We start from the raw sequence: 16,676 nt of genomic DNA, 5'->3' as shown, positions 1-16,676 counted from the left end.
AGGCGGTGAGCCGCGGTCTGCTGGATTTGACGCTGCATGGGCCTGAGCCAGCCGGGCTCGTCCGGCACGTCGCCGACGCCGATCGTATCGACGGCATGCCGGTCATGACGCGCAGCGCCATGGATGACGCAATCGAAGGGATGACCATCATGGCTGATACGACCGATCCGAACATGAACCCCGGCGACGAAGCGCCGCCCGGCACGCCGGGGACCGGCGAAGCGCCGTGCCCGGAATGCGGCGGCACCGGGCGCAAGGACGATGTCCCATGCGATCAATGCGGCGGGACGGGCAAAATCATCAAGGCGGTGGGCGGCGCGTGAGGGCAGGGCGCCTGGGCCTTGCCACCCTCTGGTCCGGCAGCGTCGCCAGCCTGGCGTCGGCGGCCGTTCTGGCGTGGTGCGGGCGCCGCGAACGCGGCGCGCCCGCGCAGCCGGTGAACGCGCCCAGTCACTGGCTATGGCGGGAAGAAGCCCTGCGCCAGCGCGGCTTCACGCTGCGCCATACCGTGTCCGGCTATCTGATTCATCACGGCTCCTCGATGCTGTGGGCCGCCTGCTACGAGCGTCTTATGTTCGACCGTGCGCACCGCGCGCCACGGGCGGCCGCACTGGCGCTGACCGTCGCCGGGGTAGCGGCCGCGGTGGACCTGAAGCTGACGCCGCAGCGGTTCACGCCGGGCTTCGAAAAGCACCTGAGCGCCGGCGCGCTGGCGGCCATGTATGGCGTCTTCGGCCTGGCGCTGTTCGGCGCGCATGCCGTGCGCCGCCGCCTTACTGATCCGGCGCGCCCGCCAGCACCCAATCCACCAGCACCTGCACGTCGGCATCGCTGAGTCCGGGGTTGGGCGGCATGGGCACGGGGCCCCAGACTCCCGAACCGCCCGCCTTGATCTTCTGCGTGAGGTGCGCGCGTGCGTTGGGATCGTCCTTGTACTTGGCTGCCACGTCCTGATATGACGGCCCGACGAGCTTGCTCGCGGCGGCATGGCAGCCCAGACAGGCATGCTGTGTCGCAAGTTGCTTGGCCTTGGCGACATCCGGCGCGGCCTGCGCCGTGGAAAGGAAACAGGTCAGGGCGATGGCGCCGGCGAAAGGACTGAGGAAGCGAAGTCTGTGCATGGCGGTTCTCATGAAAAAGGGACGGCAGCGGCCGCCGCCGTCGGATCGGGGATTGCAAGCTGCATGCCGCCGGTCGGCCCGGGCATCCGTGCCGCCCGCTGCATCCTCTCAAAATCAGAATCCGGCCTCGCGGATGACCACCACCATCAGGTCGTTGACCCATTGCGGCATCCAGCGCGCGCGCTGCACGTCGATGACGGCTTCACCGACGCGCGTCATCGGAATGGCCGGCGGCTGGTCCAGTGCGATCTGAACGCGGTAGAGCGCGTCGCGCGGCATGATCTGCCCGTTGCGTACGGTACGGCTGGCGATGGGCCCCCCGTGCTCGGTCCCAAGCATGGGATTGGGCAGGTAGAGCGTGCGAGCCGTGTCGATGGCAACCACCCGGCCGCGAGCGGGCGCCGATGCATCGCGCGCGGCATGGAAGCTGACCGGGTCGCCCACCTGCACGGCGTTCAGATCGTGCTGTTCGATGAAGGCGTCCACGACCCAGGCGCCCGGGTCGACGGCCATCGCCAGCGGCTGCCTGGGACTGATCCATACCCCGGGGCGCACGTCCCGGTCCAGGTCGACCAGCACGCCGTCGGCCGGCGCGCGCAGCGTCAGGCGGCGGATCTCGGCGCGCTGCGACGCCGCTTCCGCCATTTCGCGCGCCAGCTGGCGCACCAGCACGCCGCGCTTTTCTTCGCCGTCCTTTTCGCCCTGCAGCCCCGCCAGTTGTGCGTTCAGCGCGTCGATGGCCGCATCCGCGCGTGCCGCCTTGTTGCGGATTTCGGGCGCGTCAAGCACGTAGAGCACGTCGCCGGCCCGGACGGGGCCCGGTTGCGCCGGCGCCTGCAGCACCTGCGCGGGCAGCGGGCTGTACAAGGTGTGCTGGACCGCGCTGTGCGCCCAGGCCGGCGCCCGCACCGTGTTGCCGGACATCAGCAGGCACAATGCGCCGCCTGCCAGCAAAAGGCCCAGCCACGCCGCGGCCCGCCACGGCCGGATGCCGCCGCGCTGCGCCCACACGCGCAGCTCGCGCCAGATCGGCAGGACCACGAACCAGGCGATCTCCACGGCGAACAGCACGATGCCGAGCAGCTTGAAGAAGAAGTAGTAGACGGCTGTGGCGATGCCCAAAAAGACCACGAAGCGGTACGCCCAGGTCAGCCAGGAAAACGCCACCAGGAAATTGCGCAACGGCCGTTCGAACGGTTCCGGATCGGGGTCGCGCCAGCCCAGCAGGGAGCGGCGCAACTGCGCGCGCGCCAGGGCGCCGGCCCTCTCGTGCAGATTCGGCAGGTCCAGCGCATCCGAAAGCAGGTAGTAGCCGTCGAAACGCATGAAGGGGCTGGCATTGAGCGTGAGCGAAATGGCCCAGCTGGTGGTCGCCAGGAAATAGAACGCGCTTTTCGCGGCCGGGTTTTCCGTCAGGCTCCAGGCCAGCGTCGCCAGGCCGGCGATCATGGTTTCGACCAGGATGCCGGCGCCGGCGATATGAAAGCGCTGGCGGCGGTCGGTGAGTTTCCACGACTCGCTGGTATCCGTGTACAGCACCGGCCACATGACGAGCAGGGCCACGCCCATATGCGCGACCCGCACGCCGTAACGCGTGGCGGTATAGGCGTGTCCGAGTTCGTGCAGGCTCTTGGTGACGGCCAGGGCGATCAGATACCCCGCCAATCCCGCGAAGGACAGTTTGTCCTGGAAGGTCGCCACGAAGGTGTCCCATTGGCGCGAGGCCAGCACCAGTCCGGCCACCGTCAGCGCGCCGACCAGCATCACGAAGGCGCGCGTAAACATCGGCGCGACGAACGGCATGGTGGCGCGCAGGAAGCGTCCCGGCCGCCAGAGGGGGATGCGGATGAACAGATAGTTGTGCAGCAGCCACTTCCAGCCGGTGGCCTTGCGGGCGCGGCGCAGCGTTGCGAGCCGCGCGGATGCCGCTTCGTCGCTCGCGCGCAGCAACTGCTGCTGCGCCAGGAAGTCCAGCAGGTAAAGCAGTTCGCCATCGCTGGGGGCCAGCGGCGTTTCCTGGCGCACGGCCTGCAGCAGGGCTTGCGGCGTGCCGCTGTGCCAGCGCGAGAGCAGCGCGAACTCCAGCCAGCCGATGCGGAAGAAGCGGTTGCCGACGGGGTCCTGGATCATCCACGCCGGCGAGCCGTCGCGGTTGGCCGCGGCGGGCAGCAGGCGCAGGTCTTCACGCAGGGCGGGCAGGACGGCTGGAAGGGCGGGCCCGGGCTTGTCGGCTGCGGCGGACGCATCCTGCGCGTGCGCCAGGCTTGCAATGGCGCCCGATCCGCCTGCTTCCGGCAGCGATGCCGCCGTCACAGCCCGCTCCATTCGCGCAGGGCGGCCAGGGGCCGGCGGAACAGGTAGTAGGCCAGCGGCACGCGCCGTCCGTACACCTTCGCGGTGCCTTTCAGGCCGATGCGGGCCGCCTGTCCGCTATCGGCGGTGATGCGCCCCTTGATGCGATACGCCGCGACGTTGTCCGGCGACAGGGTCGCCTGGTAGCTGGTCTCGGTCAGCGCCGCGTCCAGCGGCTGCAGCGGCGCGACGTGCAGGAAGACCCGCATGCCGGCCCCCGGTTCCAGATTGATGGCGTCGGCCGCCGGCAGCCAGACCAGCACGCCGGCATCGTCCTGGTCAGCCAGCAGCGCGATGCGTTCGCCGGTGGCCACCGGTTTTCCGATCCAGTCGTTGGGATCGCCGAACACCACGATGCCGTCGCGCGGCGCACGCACCGCTACGCGCGCCAGCATCTCGTCCAGCCACGCCAGCTCGGCGGCTTTCTCCCGGACCTGGCCGTTCAGCGCCGCGAGTTCGCCCTTGCTCTGCGGGTTGTCGAAGGCTTTCTGCGTGGCCCGCAGCGCATCGGCGCGCGCCACGGCCAGCGCCTGCTGCGCGACGTCGCGGCGGTTGCGCAGGGTGGTGTCGTCAAGGGTGAACAGGATCTGCCCCTGCTTGACGGCTTGATTGGGCTGAACCTGGAATTCCTTCACCACGCCGTCCAGCGGGGACGACACCGCCATGGCGTGCAGGGCGACGACTTCGGCGGGGGCCAGCACGCTCAGCCGCACCGGCAGCACAAGGATGCCCGCCACGGCGGCCAGCAGCGCCAGCTTGCGCCATGGCGTGCCCAAGGCCTGCCGCAGCCTGCCGCCCAGGGCGGGACGTTGCCTTGCCAGCGCGCCGATGCAATAGGCGTAGGTCGCCGCCGCCCGGGTCAACAGCGCCTGCTGGGATTCGGTGGGCGCTTCGTCCGCGCCGATCAGCAGAAAACCGCGCCGCTGTCCGGCTGGATCCACCAGGGACAGCAGGAAGACGTGCGGCGGCATCCATTCGGCCCAGTCATCGGCCAGACCGCCGGGCAGGCCGGCGGGATCCAGCTTCCGCAGCGATGGGGCGGCGGGCTCGGCGGCGCGCAAGGTCTTCCAGCAGTGCGCGCCCACGCGCTTGAGCCAGACCGTATAGGGCGAGTCTTCGCCCAGGGTCGCCAGACTGGACAGCTGCGCGAGCCGGGCCCGGTCGCCATGTTCGGCCATGAACAGGGCGGCCTGGCGGTAAGGCAGCAACTGCCAGGTTTCGTTGACGATGACGAAGCCCAGTTCGGGCAGCGTGCGCATCTGCTGCGCGCGCTGCTCCAGGTGCAGCAGCACGGCGATCGGGTTGACTGGCGTATCCATCCGGGGGTGTGCGGGCTCAGGATCCCGCGGTGAAATGCGCGATGCCGCTCATGCCCGGCAGCAGATCCGGGGCGCTTTCGGTCAGGACGCCTTCCAGCTCCACCGACTGGCTGACCGCATCGACGCGGCCGTTGACGGCCGTGACGCGGGCAGCGTAATCCTTGCCGGTTTCGTCGATGTGTACGCGGAAGGGGCTGCCCGTCTTCAGCCAGCGCAGCCAGGACGATGGCGCATTCAGGCGCAGCTTGAGCGGGCCATCGCTGACGATGTCCAGCAAAGGCGCGTTCTGGTTGACGCCTTCGTAGGCCTTTACGTGCAGCTTCACCACGCGGCCGTCGAACGGCGCTTTGACGGTGCAGTAGGCCTGCTGGGCCCGATACAGGTTGACCTGCGCTTCCGCTTTCTGCGCCGCCGCGGCGGCCAGCGAGACCTCCAGTTCGCCGGCGGACTGCAGCCCTTGCAGGCGCAGCTTGGCGCTATGGGTTTCGCGCGCGGCGCTCAGTTCGGCCTGCGCCATCTTCATGCGCGCCGCCTGTTCGTCGCAATCGAAACTGACCAGCGTCGCGCCCGCCTTGAAGCGGGAGCCCAGCGAGGCGTCCACGTCGCGGATGCGGCCCACCGCCTGGCTGAACAGGGTCGCTTCCTTTTCGGGTGCGACCAGCACGCGCACGGCGCCGGCCGGCCCGGCGGGCGCGTCGCCCGGCGGCGCAGCGGGCGCAGCCACATCGGCGCCCGCCGCCAGGCAGGCGGGCGCGGCCAGGCACATCAGGACCGCGATGCGGAAACGCCGGCTCATCGTTGCGCCACTTTGGGTGCGATGGGCGCCAGCGAAGCCCGCAGGGCGCCCATCTGGGACACCGCCGCCGCTTCGCAGAACGCCACCAGGGATTGCTGCGAGGGCGTCGCGCCCAGGGTGCTGGTGTAGGCGTCGCGGGCCAGCTCGCCGCCATCGGGGCCCAGCACGCGGATCTGCCAGGCCGCATGGCGTACGGCGTCGCGGGCCGGATCCACCGTCAGGCGCATGGCCAGCACGGCAGCGGGACTTGGCGCTTTGCCGTCCACCACCGTGAACCCGTTGCGGCGCAGCGCCTCCGTCACGGACTGCGCCATGGCCTGGGCCGTGGCGGCGTCGCCCACATTCTCGATGCGCACTTGCAGGGGCGTGGCGACCGGGGCCAGCGCGCCGGCCTCGATGAAGTTCCTGCGCTCGGTGGCGCGCAGGCTTTCGTCCAGCCGCTTGGAAAGGTCGGCGATGGTGCTGTCGCCCACATTGCCCGGCAGCACGTCCAGGCCCACCGAGTTGTAGATGCGCCCGAAGGCCGCCTGCGCCGCCGCGTATGCCGAATAGCGTTGGAATTCCGCGAGCAGGGCGCGGCTTTCGGTGCGGATGGCCTCCAGTTCCGAATCCGTGCGCGAGCTCAGCGCATTGCGCGCGTACGTCGCCATGCGGTTGTCGACGCGCGCCTCTTCATTGGCCAGGTCCAGGTCGATCAGCGCCATGCGGTAGCGCTCGGCGGCGACGCGCACCTGCGTCAGGATGGCCATGGACAGCGCCAGGCGGCGCGCATCGTCGGCGCGTTCCTGCGCGCGGTTCGCGTCCATCACGGCCGGCATGGCGGCCAGGCGGAACAGGTCCAGCGACACGCGCACGCCGCCCTCGATCCAGCCGTTGTTGTACAGGTACTTGTTCGAGTCGTACTGCGGACCGACGTCGAAGCTGATGCCGGGCAGCAGGGCGGTGATCTGGCGCCGCGCCTCGTCGGCCGAGATGCGCTTGCGGTAGTCTTCCTCGCGCAGCTCGGGACGCGCTTCCAGCGCGATGTCTTCCAGCTGGCGCAGATTGGCCGGCACGCCGGGCAGCTCGGGTTCTTTCTCGTCGGCCAGCGTGAACGTCGTGCCCGGCGGAATGGTCATGAGCGCGGCCAGTTCCCGCTTGGCCACCTCCAGGTCCTGGCGCCGCGCGTTCAGCTGCGACAGCGAATCCAGCAGGGCGCGCTGGTACGCCAGCGCCTGCATGGGCGGCAGCAGCCCCTGGGCTTCGGCCTCGCGGGACTTCGCCAGCGCGCGGTAGACGCGCTCGATCAGGGCGTCGGCCTGCCTGGACAGGCGCTGCGCGCCCAGCGCCCGCCAATAGGAATTGCGCAGGTCCGAGAGCAGGCTCTGCATCACGCGCCGGCGGCGCTCTTCGGCGATCAGGTACTGGTTGGCCTGCTGCTTGGCGCGGAAGTAGCTGACGCCGAAATCCAGCAGATTCCACGAGAATGTGGCATTGGCCAGCGCGTGGTTGCGCTCCACGGATGACGACGGGATCAGCGAGACCTCGCCGGTCTCGATGCCGACGCTCGTGCCGCCGGATTCGTTGTTGCGCCAGACATACCCGGCCGACACCAGCATCTTCGGCAGCATGTCGTAGCGCGACACATCGTGCAGGCCGTACGCCAGCGCCGACTCCATCTGCTTCAGGCGATAGTCCAGGTTGTACTTCAGCGTGCGCGCCAGCGCGTCGTTGAACGTGATGGGCCCGCTGATGGGCTCCTGTTCGGCATAGAGGCTGAGCTGGTCCGCCTGCACGCGCTGCTGGACTTCCTGGTCCTTCAGCGGCTCCGGCTTGACGGCGGCACAACCGGCCAGGGCCAGGGAAACGGCCGCGGCAATCACGGCGGGGCGCCAGGGCAGCGCCACAGGGGTCGGGATACGCATTCCGATAGTCTTCATGTTGTTCTATTGACGGGATGGCGCCGCGGGCGCCGGCGTGGCGGCGCGCGCGGGACGCGCGCCTGACGCCTGATGCAGTTGCTGGGTGAAAGAGGGGGCGTGCGCCGGCTTGCCGGCCGCGCCATCGCCCGCGGGCCGCGCACCTTGCGGTGCGGCGCCGGCGGCAAGCAAGGCCAGGGCGTCGAAGTCGTCGAACAGCGGGTTCGCGCCGGGGGCGTCGTTGATCCGCTGGTCGGTCAGATGGCGTTCGACCATCAGCGAATGCCGCTGCGAAGCGCCGACCGCGCGGACTACGTGCAGGTCCGTGGGGGCGGCCATCCGCATGGCGATCGTTTGCGACTGCACGGACGCGGGTTCCCAGCGCTGGCCGATGGCCTGCTGCGAGTCCTGCACCGCGTGGGTCACGAAAAGCGCCGGCGCCGGATGGCGCAGCAGCCGGATGGTGTCGGGATAGACGGCCCAGTATTCGACGCGGGCGCCGCCGTCCGGCACGACCGCCACGCCATCGTCATCGTCGTCGTCATCGCCCAGCGCATCGCCGCCGCTGCCGCCGGGCAGGCCGATGCCGGAACCGCCCGAGGACGGGCCGCCGGCCGACGGCGTCCAGGGCGCGGGCGGCGGCGGCACATTGGCCGCGGCGCGCGTGACGGAGATCTGCAGGGTGGAGGCGGCGACGCCGCCTTCGCCATCGCCCACGCGATAGGTAATCAGCGGCACGTCCCCCGCGTAGCCCTTCACGGGCACGAAGGTATAGGAACCGTCGCGATTCAGCGTCAGGCTGCCGGCGTTGGCGATGGCCGCCGTTTGCCCCGCGGCGTAGACGGCAGGGTCGCCCGCCACGGAGAACTGCGCCACGGCCAGCGGGTCGCCGTCCGGGTCATGGTCGTTGGGCAGCACGTTGCCCTGCAACGGCGTATCGTCGCGTGTGGTTCCCGTATCGGGAGCGGCCTGCGGCGCGGGATTGCGCACCTCCCACACGAAACTGCGCGTCACGCTCGCGCCGTGCGGGTCGGTGGCCGTCACCGAAACGGTATAACGTCCGCCCTGGCCGCCGGCAGAGGCCGAGCGGTCCATGGTGCCGGTGATCAGCCCCGTGCGCGGGTCGATCGTCATGCCCGGCGGCAGACCGGTGGCGGCGTAGGAAAGCGCGTCGCCGTCGATGTCGGCGAAGGCATGCGATACGTCTACGCGGATGCCCGGCGCGGCGTCCAGGTCCGATCGGCCGGGCAGTTCGCCGGTCGACGCGGGCGCCTCGTTGACGCCGACCACCGTGACGGTGATGGTGGCCGTCGATGTCTGGCCATGACCATCGGCAATGGTGTAGCGGATCTGCGTGGTGGCCGTTTCGCCCTGCGCCAGGCCGGTGAAATCGCCGTTGGGATCGAAGGTATAGCTGCCGTCGGCATTCAGCACGAAACGGCCGCCATGGCTGCCCGCAATCGCCTGCCCGAGGTTGGCCGCATCGCCGTTCACTTCGACCACGGCAACGCTTTCGCCTTCCGGATCGTCGTCGGCCTGGCTGGGGTCCGCCCCCGCGATGGCATCGCCGGAAATCGGCGTCACCGCATCGGTGCGGCCAACGTCCGGCCGCGCGACCGGCGGATCGTTCAGGCCATGCACCGTGATCGTCAGGACGGCGGTGTCCACGCCGCCCTGGCCGTCGCTGATGCGATAGGTGACCGAGGTCGTGCGCGTCTGACCCGCGTCCAGGTCGGCGAAGTCGCCGTTGGGGTCGAAGGTGTAGGTGCCGTCGGCATGGAGGACGAAGCGGCCGCCCTGGTCGCCCGCCACCGCGCGCCCCACGCCGTCGCCATCGCCGTTCACCTCGATCACCGTCAGCGCGTCGCCGTCGGGGTCGCTGTCGGCTTCGCCGGCGTTGGCGCCCGCGATGACGTCGCCCGTCGCGATGGTGCTCGAATCGGTTTGACCCGTGTCGTCCCGGGCGACGGGCGCGGGATTGCCGACGGTCAGCGTGAAGCTCTGGCTGACGGATGCGCCGTGCAGATCGGTGGCGGTGACGGTAATGGTATAGACGCCATCGTTGGCGCCGCCGCCCTGCGAGGCCGAATGCGTCAGCGTGCCGGTGATGACGCCCGTGGCGGCGTCTATGCTCAGGCCCTCCGGCAAGCCGCTGGCCGAGTAGGTCAGCACGTCGCCGATGTCCACGTCGGTGAAGCCGGAAGCGGTGGGGATGTTCACCGGCTCGCTGTCGATGCCGGTGCGGTCGGGCAGGCTGGCGTCCACCGTGGGGGCCGCGTTCAGGCCCGTCACCGTGATGGTCAGCGTGGCCGTGGCGGTGCCGCCTTCGCCGTCGCTGATCGCATAGCTGATGCTGGTGGTGCGGGTCTGGCCCTGGGGCACGTCGTTGAAGTCGTCGCCCGGATCGAACGTGTAGCTGCCGTCCGCGTTCAGGATGAAGGTGCCGCCGGCGCTGCCCGCGATCGCATGGCCCACGCTGCCGGCCGAGCCGTTCACCTGCACGACCGTCAGCGTATCGCCGTCCGGATCGCTGTCGGCCTGGCCGGCGTCCGCGCCGGCGATCACATCGCCCGTCAGCGGGGTATCGGCGTCCGTGCTGCCGGTGTCGTCCTGGGCGACTGGCCCGGGATTGCGGACGGTCAGCCTGAAGGTCTGGCTGGTGCTGCCGCCGTCCGCATCCGTGGCGGTCACCGTGACGGTATAGGCGCCGTCTCCATCGGGGCCGCCCTGCGAGTCGGCACGGCCCAGGGTGCCGGTGATGCGCCCGGTCTGGGCGTCGATGGACAGGCTGGGCGGCAGGCCGCTTGCCGTGTAGGTCAGGGTGTCGCCGTCCGGGTCGTTGAACGCGCCCGCCGTATCGATGGCAACGGCCTGGCTGTCCTGCCCGGTGCGATCGGGCAGGGCCGCCGCGACGGGCGGCGTATCGATGCGGACTTCAACCGTCTTCGTGACCGACCGCTTGCCGCCTTCGCCCTGGTCCTGGCCCGATCCGGCCACGCCGCCGCCCGTGTCGTTGACATTCTGGTCGTCCAGGGTGAAATCGATCCGGACCGCCGGCGAGGCCGCGGTGCTGGCGTCGGTATTGCGGTAGGTGACGGCGCCCATCACGCGCCCGACCATGGCGGCGTCCACGGTTGCCGTGAAGGTCACCGTCATGATGCCGGCGCCGCCGGTGACCGTCCCAATGGCCACGCCATCGAGGAACAGGGTCGCGCCGGCGCGCGTCACCCCCCGGTCGGCCGCCCAGCCGAACACGTCGTCGGCGTTGGCGCCCCCGTTGCGCTGGATGGTCAGCGTCGCGCCTTGCCAATTGCCAGAGGCGTCCAGCTCGACGTCGCTGACATCGACGTCGCCGTCGGCGTCCAGCCGCACCGCCGCGCCGCCCTTCACGGCGACCGGCGATTGGCTTTCAAGGCCGGCGATGTCCGGCGCATCGTTCACGGGCAGCACCGTGACGCGGATGGTCGAGGGCGCGCTGTAGGGCGTCGAGCCGCCGGTGGCCGGGATAACCAGACGTTCTTCCACCGCGGTACGGGCGCCGCCGGAGCCGTCCACGGCCGCGACGGTCAGCGCGGGCGGCGCGCCGTGATAGTTCGTCACGGGGTTGAAGCGCAACGAGGCGTCCTTGGGCAGGTAGATCGCCATGCCGCCGCTCAAGTCGGCGCCTGTGGGGATGGCGGTCCATGCCCCGGACCCGACCCGGTATTCCCACCGGCCTTCCGCCGCGGGATCGGCCGTGTTGCCCAGGATCACGATCCCCTGGAAGGCGCTGGCGTCGTTGCCGCCGCCCGCGATGCCGCTCTGGTCGTCGCGCGCATCGCTATAGAAACCGCCCAGGATGGCGTCCACGGTGGAGCCGGTATTGCCGGCGTCGGGCGCGTCTTCACGCACGACGATCGCGCCGGGCTGGCTCAGCGTGGGCGCGTCGTTGCGCGGCGTGACGGCGGTGTTCAGGGTGACGGTGTTGTTGCTGTCGCTGTACGGCGTCGTGCCGCCGGACTTCGTGCCGCTCAGGTCGACAAACGTCTCGTGCGCGAGGGCGGTGGAGCTGTCCACCAGGCGGGCCTGCAGCGACCCGGGCGTGCCGGCGTAATCGCCCGCCGGAACGAAGCGCAGCCTGTCCGTGGCGGCCAGCAGGAAGGCATGGTCCACCGAGACGGCGGGAATGGCCTGCCACGTCGCGCCGCCATCGGTAGAGTATTCCCAGGTCCCCTGGGCCGGCGTCGCGCCGTTCGCGGTGATGGCGATGCCGGCGAAGGCATTGGCGGCGGAGCCGTTTTCGACGTCGTCGCGCACGTCGCGGAACTTGCCGCCGAAAAGGTCGCCGACGGTCGCGCCGGGCGGGGCGGCGGTGTCTTCGTCCACCGCGGGCAGCGTCACGGGATTCCCATCGCTGCGCGTGGGCGCATCGTTGACCGGGTTCACCGTCACGTTGATCACGCGCTTGGTGATCAACGCGGCGCTGTCGCCGTCGTGATACTGGTAATCGCCGGGGTTGACGTTGGGGTTGCCGCTGTCGCCGTCCAGTACGCCGGGCCGCTGGCCGCTGTTGCCGCCATCGTTCACCTCGATGGTCAGCTGGAAGCTGCCGTTCCAATCGACGCTGCCGCCAGGGCCTTCGTCGGCCGGCGCGGTGATCTGCAGCGCCGCGATGCGGGCGTTCAACTGCGCCAGCGTCAGTCCCGTAATGGTGATGCTGCTGCCGCCCAGTGCGCTCACCGTACCGCCCAGCGAGGCGTCGCCAGCGCTAGTGATGGCGCCCTTGCTGACCCTGATGGTGACGGAAAGGTTGTTGCCGGGGTTGCCGTCCGGTCCGATGCTGTCGGCGTCGGTGACGGTGATGGCGCCGGGCGGAATGCCGATGACGCCGGCGGTTTCATTCGTGACGATGTCGTCGGCGTCGATGCGCGCCGGATCGTTCACGCCGGAGACGAACAGGCTGCGCGTGGCCACGGCCACGTTGGCCGCCAGCCCGGCGGGCAGGGCGGCGAAGGCATCGACGTTGGCCGTCGGCACGGGCGTCGTGCCCGCGCCTGTGCCGTCCAGATTGCGGCCGCCATTGGCGTTGCCGGAGCCGTCGACCTTCCCGTCGGCATCGTGCGCGCGGTCGTCGACGATTACCTGGATCGTGTACGCCTTGTCGGCGTTGGCGACGGCCGGGTCGAACTTGATGCGCAACTGCGCCAGATACGCGTTGACGGCGGCGATATCGCCCTGGATGGCAAGCGCGGTGCCGGCCCCGTTCAGGCCGCCCACGATCTGCACGGCGCCCGCGCCGGCGGCGGAATCCAGCGTGATGCCTGCGTAGTCGCCCGGCTGGAGCGGATTGCCGTTCTGGTCCAGCAGGCGCACGGTGACCAGGACCACGTTGGTCTCGCCGGGATCGGTGCTTGTGCCGTCCGGAATATCCGGGTCCGCCACCTGTACGCCGTCGATCGCGTAGGCCTTGCCGGCCTCGTCGGCGACGATGGTGCCGCTGCCGGCGGACACGGCGGGCGCGTCGTTCGTGGGATTGATCGTGACGGCGATGTCGCGCGCCGGCGCGTATTCTCCGCCCGTGCGCTCGCCGACGGCGGCATCGGCTTCGTCCAGGCTGACCTGGATCGTCACGTCGCCGTCCGCGCCGCCGTTGCGGTCGGCGTTGTCGTTCGTGGCGCTCTTGAAGGTCAGGCCACGCGCCGCGTCGTTCAGCAGGTCCTGGATGTCGTCCGCGCGACCCTCCAGGACCAGCGTGCCGGTGTTGTCGCCCGTGATCTTCACGGTGCGGCCGTTGATCGACACGGTGTCCTGGCTGCCGCCGCCGCCCACGCCCAGGCTGCCGAATCCTCCGGCAACTTGCAGCGTGACGCGGATCGGCAGGTCCAGGTTGGTCGATTCCGGGTCCACGATCGTGAAATCCCCGCCAATGAAGCTGGCGGCGTCTTCGTCCGCCGTCACGGCGCCGGGCGTCGTCAGCGTCGGCGCTTCGTCGGACTGCGACACCCGCAGCGTCACGCTCGCCTGGCTCACGTTGCCCTTCAGGGCATCCGGTATGACGGTTTGATAGCCGTCCAGCTCCGTTGCCGGAATGGCCGCCGGCGTGCCGCCCAGCGAACCGGCCTGGTTGGCGTCGCCGCCATTGGCCATGGCCGGTATCAAGGCGCCGCTCGCGTCGCGCATGCGGTCATCGACGATGACCTGCACCTGGTACTGGGCGTTGCGGTTGTCGTTGGGAAACAGGACCCGCAGCGAGGCCAGCGCGGCGTTGACCTCGGCGCGCGTGCCTTGGAAGACCAGATAGTCGCCGTTGCCATCGTGGGACGACAGCGGCGTCAGCCCGGTCACGATCAACTGGATACTCCCGCCGTTCTGGTAGTCGGCCGCGCTCAAGGCGTTGCCGGCGCTGTCCAGCAGGCGCACGGTCACCTGGAAGAAGTCGTCGCCGTCGTCGGAGCCCAGGTCCCGATCGTCCACGCTGAAACCGGGGATGGGGTTCTCCGCGGCGGTGTCGCCCCCGATATTGATCGGCGTCGTCGGGCCGGTCACGGCCGGCGCATCGTTGATCGGCTTGATCTCGAAATTGAACCGCGCCGCCGTGATGGCCTGGCCTTGCTGCTTGTGATCGGTTTCGGTCGAACTCCAATCGCCGTCGCTCACCACATAGTCGAAATAGTCGTCGCGCGTATCGGTGCCATCGTGGACGTATTTCACTTTGCCGCCGTCCAGGTCGGCCTGGGTGAACACCGACCCCACGCCCAGCACCACGCCGTTGAGCATCAGCCGGCCATGAGCGGGGGCTTCGACGATGCGATATTGGCGCTGGACTTCGCTGTTGTCCGTGTCGCTGTACTTCAGGTAGACGGGGCCTGCCTGTCCCGCATCGCCCCAGATCACCACGCTGCCGCCTTCGTAGACGGCGTTGGCGCCGGTTGCTTCGGTCTTGCTCTCGTAAACAGGCGCGTCGTTGATGGGATTGACGATGATGTTGACGGTCAAGGCGGCGCCGGTGCTGGATTGGTTGTTTCCGCTGCCGGCCGGCACGCCCTGGTCATCGACGGGTTTCAGGACGAACGCGTCGGACACGGTCTCCGAGCCGTCGTGCACGTACACCAGCTTGCCGGCGGCCAGATCGGCGGCGCTGACGATGGCGCCGACGCCGATTTCGCCGCCGTTCAGGTACAGCTTGCCGTGCGAGACGTTGCCTTCGATCACGAAGGACAGGCCGTTCTTCACCGCGTACGGCGTGCCGGGGTCGGCTCCGCCCGTATCGTCGCTGTCGCTCAGGACGATGAACCGGTTGTCGATGACGACGGTGCCGCCTTCGCTCACCGCCGGCGGCCGGGGGCCCAGGCTGGCGGTCGGCGTATCGTTCTGCGGCGTCACCCGTATGGAAAAGGTCTTCGTACCCGTTTCCGTGGCGCCGTCGGACACCGAGAACTCGAAGCTCTGGATGAAATCCTCGCCGCCCGAGTTCCTGTACTGCACCCGGTTTTGGTCGATGTCCAGTTGCGTGAACGAGTCGTACTGGTTCAGGACCTTGCCGTTCAACAGCAGCACGCCGCCGGTCGGCACGGTCAACAGCCGGTAGGTCAGGTTGGCCGGGGTGCCGATGGGGTTGTCGTCGGTGGCCTGCAGTTCGTTGCTGGTGATCGTGATTACGTCCGCGCCGCTGTTGTTTTCCACGACGTCGATATGGGCGGAGCCGCTTACCTTCGGACCGGTGTAGGCCGGCGGCAGATCGGGCAGCGTCCCGCCGGTTCCGGTGGCCGGCGGCACGATCACCTTGAACTGTATCTGCTGCAGGGTGGTGCCGGTGGCATCGGTGTAGATGCCGCCTTCCCGCAGCGTGGGGTAGTAGCGCATGTCCCCGTCCTGCACGGTGAAGGTCAGCACGTCGGTGCGCTGTTCGGCCGATGCGGTGCGGCTGACGTACGCGATCAGTCCGTTGTCGATGTCGGCTTGCGTGAACGTCGAGCCGACTTGCATGCGCAGGCCATCCCGCGTGAAGTAACCGAGGTTCTCGTCGGGTACGCCGGTCACCGTATAGGTGATGGTCAGCGAGTCGGTGTCCGTCACCAGCAGCATGGAGTCGTCGATGGTCAGGCGGCCGCTGCCGCCGACGGTCTGCTCGACGTTGTGCACGAGCACGGGCTCGTTATCGTTCGGCAGAATGTTCAGCACGATGGTTTTCGTCGTGCTCAGGGGCGTGCCGGCGCCGCCGCCGCTGTCTGTCACGATCAGATCGAACTGGTCGGTGCCGTAGTCCGGCTCCGTGCCGTCATGGCTGTAGGTCAGTTTGCTCAGATCGTCGAAGGCGAAATTGCTGTCCGTGATGGCCTGGCCGTCGTAGTACAGCGTGCCGTGCGTCGGCAACCCGGCGATCGTGTAGGTGAAGCCGTGGTCGTCCGCATCCGCAACGGTGATGCCGCCGCGCTCCGTGTCGATGACCCCGGGCACCACGGCGCCGTTATCCGTCAGCGATACGTTCTGCTGGCCTTCGACGATATTGATGGCGCCGCCCACGGTTGGCGCCTGGTTCACGGGCTTGAGCGTGATCTGGATCGTCTGATCCATCAGCAGGCCGCCGGCGCCGTCGTCGATGTTGACGGTAAAGCCGACGATGGTGTCCGCTGTCACCTGGCTGCCGTCGTGCACGTAGCGCAGGCTGCCCAACTGGGCCGCCGAAAGGGTCGAGCCCTTGGTGAGCTGCTTGTCGACGCCGTTCTCGTGCAGGATCAGCACGCCTTGCAGGCCGTCCAGATCGGTGATTTTGAAAATCACCTGCTCGGGGCTGTTGTCCGCCTCGGTCAGACCCAGCTGGTTCTGGGTAAAGCCCTCGCCGGCCGGCACAACCGCGTCGAAGGAAACCGATCCGCCCTCGTTGGCGGTGAGCGGCGCGGAGGGGCCGGTAAAGCGCGGCGCGTCGTTGACCGGCGACAGATTGATCTGGATGACCGAATCGGTCGTGTGTTGCCCGTCGTTGGCGCGCACGTTGATGTCGGCCAGCCCGTTGTAATCGGCGTTCCCCAGGAAGGTCATGCCGTTCAAGGCGTTGTTGATGTCGGCAAGGGAACCCGTCAGCGTGACCTGGCCCGAGCCGTTGTTGGCGATCTGCAGACTGCCGGCCGCCTTGACGTTCAGCTTCCCGTGCTCGGTGGACAGCGTGACGGTCTGGTTGTCGCCGTCGGCGTCCGTGATGGAAACGCCCGTA

The 16,676-nt window shown here is 69.2% G+C and carries 8 protein-coding genes; 2 read left to right on the top strand and 6 right to left on the bottom strand.

Features of this window, described 5'->3' with window-relative positions; translation table 11 throughout:
- The first annotated feature begins 5 nt into the window (after positions 1-5).
- Both CAL13_RS11320 and CAL13_RS11315 read left to right on the top strand, forming a co-directional pair.
- On the top strand, positions 6-323 hold the full coding sequence (locus CAL13_RS11320) for a hypothetical protein (protein ID WP_157664856.1): 318 nt from the start codon (positions 6-8) through the stop codon (positions 321-323).
- The gene (locus CAL13_RS11315; RefSeq protein ID WP_198297628.1) at positions 320-835 is read left to right on the top strand and encodes a hypothetical protein; all 516 of its coding nucleotides are present in this window, start codon (positions 320-322) and stop codon (positions 833-835) included. The genes CAL13_RS11320 and CAL13_RS11315 overlap by 4 nt, the downstream gene beginning before the upstream one ends.
- On the opposite strand, the gene CAL13_RS11310 is transcribed toward CAL13_RS11315, so the two are convergent.
- The 6 genes from CAL13_RS11310 to CAL13_RS11285 form a co-directional block, all read right to left on the bottom strand.
- Positions 774-1,121 carry a c-type cytochrome gene (locus CAL13_RS11310; protein ID WP_086057480.1) on the bottom strand — a complete coding sequence of 116 codons (348 nt, stop codon included), beginning with the start codon at positions 1,119-1,121 and terminating at the stop codon, positions 774-776. The genes CAL13_RS11315 and CAL13_RS11310 overlap by 62 nt on opposite strands.
- Before the next feature lie 114 nt (positions 1,122-1,235).
- Positions 1,236-3,434, bottom strand: coding sequence for an HlyD family efflux transporter periplasmic adaptor subunit (locus CAL13_RS11305; protein ID WP_232467644.1), 2,199 nt, complete (start codon positions 3,432-3,434; stop codon positions 1,236-1,238).
- On the bottom strand, positions 3,431-4,792 hold the full coding sequence (locus tag CAL13_RS11300) for an efflux RND transporter periplasmic adaptor subunit (RefSeq protein ID WP_086072438.1): 1,362 nt from the start codon (positions 4,790-4,792) through the stop codon (positions 3,431-3,433). Before CAL13_RS11300 ends, CAL13_RS11305 begins: the two co-directional genes overlap by 4 nt.
- 16 nt (positions 4,793-4,808) lie before the next feature.
- Positions 4,809-5,588, bottom strand: a complete 780-nt coding sequence (locus CAL13_RS11295) for an efflux RND transporter periplasmic adaptor subunit (protein WP_086057477.1) — start codon at positions 5,586-5,588, stop codon at positions 4,809-4,811.
- Entirely contained in the window at positions 5,585-7,507 is a 1,923-nt protein-coding gene (locus CAL13_RS11290) for a TolC family protein (RefSeq protein WP_232467643.1), read from the bottom strand. The genes CAL13_RS11295 and CAL13_RS11290 overlap by 4 nt, the downstream gene beginning before the upstream one ends.
- A gap of 6 nt (positions 7,508-7,513) precedes the next feature.
- The gene (locus CAL13_RS11285) at positions 7,514-16,504 is read right to left on the bottom strand and encodes a cadherin-like domain-containing protein (protein ID WP_086072436.1); all 8,991 of its coding nucleotides are present in this window, start codon (positions 16,502-16,504) and stop codon (positions 7,514-7,516) included.
- Positions 16,505-16,676 lie beyond the last annotated feature (172 nt).

Origin of the sequence: Bordetella genomosp. 9 (genome assembly GCF_002119725.1) — a bacterium.
Classification (GTDB): Bacteria; Pseudomonadota; Gammaproteobacteria; order Burkholderiales; family Burkholderiaceae_B; genus Bordetella_C.
This window is presented reverse-complemented; position numbering and strand designations above follow the sequence as displayed.

What these genes read in the sequence shown, in the direction of transcription:
- CAL13_RS11310 (WP_086057480.1), bottom strand. Translation starts at nt 1,121, where the DNA reads ATGCACAGACTTCGCTTCCTCAGTCCTTTCGCCGGCGCCATCGCCCTG.
- CAL13_RS11300 (WP_086072438.1), bottom strand. Translation starts at nt 4,792, where the DNA reads ATGGATACGCCAGTCAACCCGATCGCCGTGCTGCTGCACCTGGAGCAG.
- CAL13_RS11295 (WP_086057477.1), bottom strand. Translation starts at nt 5,588, where the DNA reads ATGAGCCGGCGTTTCCGCATCGCGGTCCTGATGTGCCTGGCCGCGCCC.
- CAL13_RS11290 (WP_232467643.1), bottom strand. Translation starts at nt 7,507, where the DNA reads ATGAAGACTATCGGAATGCGTATCCCGACCCCTGTGGCGCTGCCCTGG.
- CAL13_RS11285 (WP_086072436.1), bottom strand. Translation starts at nt 16,504, where the DNA reads ATGACCTTCCTGGGGAACGCCGATTACAACGGGCTGGCCGACATCAAC.